This window comes from Rhizorhabdus sp., from assembly GCF_018006725.1.
GTDB lineage: Bacteria > Pseudomonadota > Alphaproteobacteria > Sphingomonadales > Sphingomonadaceae > Rhizorhabdus.
Map to the genome: position 1 here is coordinate 1 of NZ_JAGMXV010000285.1, position 5,305 is coordinate 5,305.

A 5,305-nucleotide genomic window follows, 5' to 3' on the forward strand; every position below is an offset into this window, starting at 1 on the left:
CCGCGTCCAGGACGCGGAGGCCATTGAGGGGGAGATGGGTCCGCTTCATCCTGCCGTACCCGTCAGAGCGCGACCGCCGGGCCGATCAGAGGAAAGCGCGGAATCGCCGCTTCGAAGGTCGATCCGTCCTCCGACACCATGTGGTAGCTGCCTTCCATCGATCCGGTCGGCGTCTGCAGCGGACAGCCCGAAACATAATCGAACGATTGGCCCGGCTCGATCACCGGCTGCTCGCCGACGACGCCTTCGCCGCGCACGTCATGCTTCACGCCGCGCCCGTCGGTGATCAGCCAGTGGCGGGTCAGCAGCTGGACCGCCTGGCTGCCTTCGTTCTCGATCCGGATATGGTAGGACCAGAACCAGCGGCCGCGCCCCGGCTCCGACTGTTCGGGCATGAAGGACACGGCCACCCGCACCACGACGCCGCGGGTCTGCGCGACATGCGGGAACAGCGCCTTCATGATCATAGGCCCACGGCCTTCAGCGCGCGGTCGAGATCGTCGATCAGGTCGAGCGGATCTTCCAGTCCGACGTTGAGCCTCAGCATGCCTTCCTCGACTCCCATCTCTGCCCGCACCTCGGCCGACAGACCGGCATGAGTGGTAGACGACGGATGCGTCATGAGCGAGCGGGAATCGCCGATATTGTTTGAAATGTCGATCAGTTCGAGCGCGTCGAGCAGCCCGTGGGCCTGCGCCCGCCCGCCGTCGAGATAGACGGCGATGATCGTGCCCCCGGCCGACATCTGCTTCATCGCGAGCGCATGCTGCGGATGGCTGGCAAGTCCCGGATAGAGCGCGCGCGGCACCCGCTTTTCCAGAAACTGCGCGACTTGCAGCGCATTCTCGCTCTGCCGGCGGATGCGCAGGTCGAGCGTTTCCATCCCCTTGAGCACCACCCATGCGTTGAACGCCGACAGGGTCGGCCCGGTGTTGCGGGTAAAGCTCAGCAGCGTGGTGTTGATGAACTCGTTGGTGCCGCAGACCGCGCCCGCAAGCACCCGGCCCTGCCCGTCCATCATCTTGGTGGCCGAATAGGCCACGATATCGGCGCCATAATCGAGCGGCCGCTGGAGCAGCGGGGTGGCGAAGGCATTGTCGACGATCGTCAGCACCCCGGCATCCTTCGCGGTCCGGCACACCGCCTCCAGATCGACGATGTCGAGCGTGGGGTTGGCCGGGGTCTCGAAGAAGAACAGCTTGGTATTTGGGCGGATCGCGGCCTTCCATGCATCATTGTCGGTGCCGTCGACGATGGTCGATTCGATTCCGAAACGGGGCAGCAGCGTGTCGGTCAGCCAGCGGCACGAGCCGAAGGCGGCGCGCCCGGCGACGACATGGTCGCCCGCCGACAGCTGGCACAGCAGCGCCGCCGTCATCGCCGCCATGCCCGACGCCATGCAGCGAGCGGCCTCGGCACCCTCCATCAGGGCGATCCGCTCCTCGAGCATCTCGACCGTGGGGTTCTGCAGGCGCGAATAGGTCATCCCCTGCTGCTCGCCCGCGAAACGCGCGGCGGCGTCTCCGGCGCAGTCATAGGTGAAGCCGGAGGTGAGGAAGATCGCCTCGCTCGTCTCACCATAATGCGAGCGCGCGGTGCCGCCCCGGACCGCCTGGGTCGCGGGACGCCATGTGGTGGTGATCGAGCGGTCCTGGCCAGTAAGCTTCTTCATGCCGTCGCTTTGCCGCCCCCGTCCGGCCCCGTCAACGGCAGCATTGTCACGCTGGGCGGCAAACGGACGCCGATTTCGGCCACAGGGCGCTTGCGTCGGGCCACGCCAAAATGGATACCGCTCCGGTTCAAAATACAGGAGAGTCGATGATGGCGACCGATATCCAGGAAATCCCGCTGAAGACGATCAAGGGCGACGACGCCAAGCTCGGCGACTATGCCGGCAAGGTGCTGCTCGCGGTCAACGTCGCATCGAAGTGCGGGCTGACCCCGCAATATACCGCACTCGAGCAGCTCTATGCCCAGTACAAGGACAAGGGCCTCGTCGTCCTCGGCTTCCCCGCCAATAATTTCGGCGCGCAGGAGCCGGGCACCGAGGAGGAGATCCAGGAGTTCTGCACGACCAATTACGGCGTGGACTTCCCGATGTTCTCGAAGATCTCGGTCAAGGGCGACGACCAGCACCCCCTCTATGCCAAGCTGGTGGCGGCCAAGCCCGACAAGACCTTCAAGGATCAGAGCTTCAAGGAGCGCCTTGCCGGCTATGGCATCGTGCCCGAGAACGACACCGACGTGCTGTGGAATTTCGAGAAGTTCCTGATCGCCAAGGACGGCACCGTCGCCGGCCGCTTCGCACCCGACATCGCCCCCGATGATGCGATCATCATCGAAGCGATCGAAGCCGAACTGGCGAAATAAGTATCCGCGCCTTTCCCGTGCCCGCCGCGGGAAAGGCGTCCCCATTTAATCGGGGACAGTATATGAATTAAATGGCGACCTTGGTGCCGCTCTGAGAAGACGCGGACAATTAAAAAATATACTGTCCCCGATTTTTAACGGGGACAGTATATAAATTGACCGGTGAACTGGTCCCTGCCAAGCTGTCGCCATGGCTCGTATCGCCCGCATCGTCATTCCGCAGGTCGCGCATCATGTGACCCAGCGCGGCAACCGGCGCCTGCCCGTCTTCTTCTCGGACGACGATCGCCGCAGCTATCTCGCCCTGCTGGCCGAGCATGGCCGCGCGGCGGGGACTCGCTGCCTCGCCTGGTGCCTGATGGACAATCACGTCCACCTGCTGCTCGTGCCCGACAACGAGGACGGCCTGCGCGCGATGCTCGGCGAGGCGCACCGACGCTACACCCGCGCGATCAACCGGCGCGAGGGCTGGCAAGGGCATCTCTTCCAGGCGCGCTTCGCCAGCTATCCGATGGACGAAGCCCATCTGATGATCGCCACCCGTTATGTCGAACGCAATCCCGTTGCCGCCGGCCTTGTCGCCGATGCCGCAGACTGGCGCTGGTCGAGCGCGCGCAGCCATATCGCCGGGGAACGCACAGCCGACGATCCGTTGACCGATGTCGAGGGCCTGGCTCGCCATGTGCCCGACTGGCGCGCGTTCCTGCGGGATGGCGTCGAAGCAGCAGGCGCGCACCAGACTGACGAGGACGCCGCAAAGGCGATCGAGTCCCGCCTGGCGACGGGCCGGCCCTTCGCCGCAGACCCTTGGGTCGCCCGGCAGGAGGCCACCCTCGCCCGCCCCCTTACTCCCCGGAAGCGCGGCCGCAAACCAAAGACTAAGGACGAGACCTGACCTCCGTTTCGGCGAGAGCATTTTCAGGGACAGTATATGTTTTATAGGGGAGATTTGCCCCCGTCATCCCCTCCACCGACCGATACCCTAAATCATATACTGTCCCCGAATAAAGGTGCCCGCGAATAAGGGCAATCCACGGCCTGCGCGCTGCGTTAGGCGGGTGTAAAGCAGGCGCTGGCTATCGGGGGTGGCTATGCGGATCGCGACGATCACCAACTGGGCCTATGGCGCCACGCTGCTGCTGACCTTCGCGGCCGGCGGGGCGTTCATGGCAGCGGTCGAAGCGGACCGGCAGGAACGACGTGCGGTCGAGATGCGGTCGGCCTATATCCATATCGCCGAGCAACTCCAGATCGTCGATGCCCGCCTGCGCGATCAGGCGCGTCTCTACGCAGTGCGGCGGGAGCCCGACCATAAGGCCAACTGGCTAGGCGAGACCGACGAGGTCGCCGCGATCGACCGGATCGTGGTGCGGCTCCGCTCCTGGCCTATGGGCGCGGCGGCCCGCACCGCGCTCGAACAGGCAGCGGTCGACCTCGACCGGCTCGAGGCGATAGAGCGCCGCGCCATAGCGGCGGTCGATGCCGGCGAGGTGCAAGCCGCCCGCGACCTGCTCTATGGCCCGGTCCATATCGGCTTGCACGACGGCATCACGCGGGCATCCGCCCGGTTCAAGGCCGTCGTCCGGGCAGATCTCGACGAACAGATTGCCGCGACACGTAAACGCGCCGACCGCTGGGACGATATCGCCCAGGCGCTGCTCCTGCTCACCGGCCTGCTGTTCCTCGGCGTCCTCTATTTCATTTTGTCCCGCCGGGTCGCGCGCCCGCTGACGCACATGACCGCCGTCGTGAACCGGCTCGCCCGGCGCGACTATGCCGCCGACCTGCCCGACGACCGCCGCCGCGACGAGATCGGCGAAGTCACCCGCGCCGTCCGCCTGTTCCGCCAGGACAGCATCGAGCGCGAGCGGCTCGAGCGCGAACGCGACGAGGATCGGCGGATCAAGGACCTGATCGCGCGGATGATGCACCGGATGCAGGGCTGCGACAGCGAGGGCGAACTGGCCGAGGTCGTCGCCTGCTATCTGCCCCAGGCCTTTCCCGATCTGGCGGGGCAGCTGTTCGTCCACGATCAGGCGCATGGGCGGCTGCTCTCGATCGGCCGCTGGCAGGATCCGGTGCTGACTCTGGGCGATTTCGACCCCGCATCCTGCTGGGCACTGCGACGCGGCCACAGGCATCGCAGCAACCAGCGCGGCGAAGATGTCTGTTGCCAGCATCTCGACGACCCCGAAGGCTACGACGCACTGTGCATACCGCTGACCGCGCAGAGCGGGGTCGTGGGCATGCTCTATCTCGAAGCAGCGACGGCCGACGGCCATTATGCCGAGCGCGAACTCTATCTCGACCTGATCAGCGAGAATGTCGGCCTGTCGCTCGCCAATATCCAGCTGCGCGCGACGTTGTCGGCGCTGGCGACGCGCGATCCTCTCACCGGGCTCGCCAACCGCCGCCATCTCGACGAGAGCTTCAACCGCGAGCGCGCGCTGGCCGAGAGCCGCAAGACCCCGCTCGCCGCGTTGATGATCGACATCGACCATTTCAAGCGGTTCAACGACGAACATGGTCATGATGCGGGCGATCTGGTGATGCAGCATGTCGCCCACGCGATGGCCCATGCCGGCGAAAGCGATCTTGCCTGCCGCTATGGCGGGGAGGAGTTCACCCTGCTGATGCCGGGCACAGACGCGACGCAGGCGGCCGCCCGCGCCGAAGCGATCCGCCAGACGATCCGCAAGGTGGCGCTGGCCTATCGTGGCCGCTCGCTACCTCCGGTCACCGTCTCGATCGGGGTCGCCGCCTTCCCCGAACAGTCCGACGCTGCGAGCCTGCTGCGCGTCGCCGACGGCGCGCTGCTCGCCGCCAAGGCGGGCGGCCGCGACCGCGTGGTCCTAGCAGGCGGCGCCCGCCCCTTCGACCCCGACCGCATCGACGCTGCCGCCTAAGTGGGGAATAAAATCGGGGACAGTATACT

At 65.9% G+C, this 5,305-nt stretch carries 5 protein-coding genes; 3 read left to right on the top strand and 2 right to left on the bottom strand.

Annotated elements, in window-relative coordinates:
* Window positions 1-62: 62 nt before the first annotated feature.
* Together apaG and metZ are read right to left on the bottom strand one after the other, a co-directional pair.
* Window positions 63-461 carry a Co2+/Mg2+ efflux protein ApaG gene (apaG, locus tag KAY22_RS24020; protein ID WP_296625663.1) on the bottom strand — a complete coding sequence of 133 codons (399 nt, stop codon included), beginning with the start codon at window positions 459-461 and terminating at the stop codon, window positions 63-65.
* 2 nt (window positions 462-463) lie between these two features.
* Window positions 464-1,672: an O-succinylhomoserine sulfhydrylase gene (gene metZ, locus KAY22_RS24025; RefSeq protein WP_296625661.1), complete on the bottom strand. Its 1,209-nt coding sequence runs from the start codon at window positions 1,670-1,672 to the stop codon at window positions 464-466.
* A 149-nt stretch (window positions 1,673-1,821) separates the two neighbouring features.
* Here metZ and KAY22_RS24030 point away from each other — a divergent pair, with 149 nt between their 5' ends.
* The 3 genes from KAY22_RS24030 to KAY22_RS24040 all read left to right on the top strand — a co-directional run bounded on the left by KAY22_RS24030 (window position 1,822) and on the right by KAY22_RS24040 (window position 5,276).
* Window positions 1,822-2,370 (top strand): glutathione peroxidase, encoded by a 549-nt coding sequence (locus KAY22_RS24030; protein WP_296625664.1) that lies wholly within the window; start codon window positions 1,822-1,824, stop codon window positions 2,368-2,370.
* Between the two features lie 190 nt (window positions 2,371-2,560).
* Window positions 2,561-3,265 (top strand): transposase, encoded by a 705-nt coding sequence (locus KAY22_RS24035; RefSeq protein ID WP_296625662.1) that lies wholly within the window; start codon window positions 2,561-2,563, stop codon window positions 3,263-3,265.
* 196 nt (window positions 3,266-3,461) lie between these two features.
* A complete protein-coding gene (locus KAY22_RS24040; protein ID WP_296625665.1) occupies window positions 3,462-5,276 on the top strand; it encodes a sensor domain-containing diguanylate cyclase in 1,815 nt (604 codons plus the stop codon).
* Window positions 5,277-5,305 lie beyond the last annotated feature (29 nt).

What these genes read in the sequence shown, in the direction of transcription:
- KAY22_RS24040 (WP_296625665.1), top strand. Translation starts at nt 3,462, where the DNA reads ATGCGGATCGCGACGATCACCAACTGGGCCTATGGCGCCACGCTGCTG.
- KAY22_RS24030 (WP_296625664.1), top strand. Translation starts at nt 1,822, where the DNA reads ATGGCGACCGATATCCAGGAAATCCCGCTGAAGACGATCAAGGGCGAC.
- apaG (WP_296625663.1), bottom strand. Translation starts at nt 461, where the DNA reads ATGAAGGCGCTGTTCCCGCATGTCGCGCAGACCCGCGGCGTCGTGGTG.
- metZ (WP_296625661.1), bottom strand. Translation starts at nt 1,672, where the DNA reads ATGAAGAAGCTTACTGGCCAGGACCGCTCGATCACCACCACATGGCGT.
- KAY22_RS24035 (WP_296625662.1), top strand. Translation starts at nt 2,561, where the DNA reads ATGGCTCGTATCGCCCGCATCGTCATTCCGCAGGTCGCGCATCATGTG.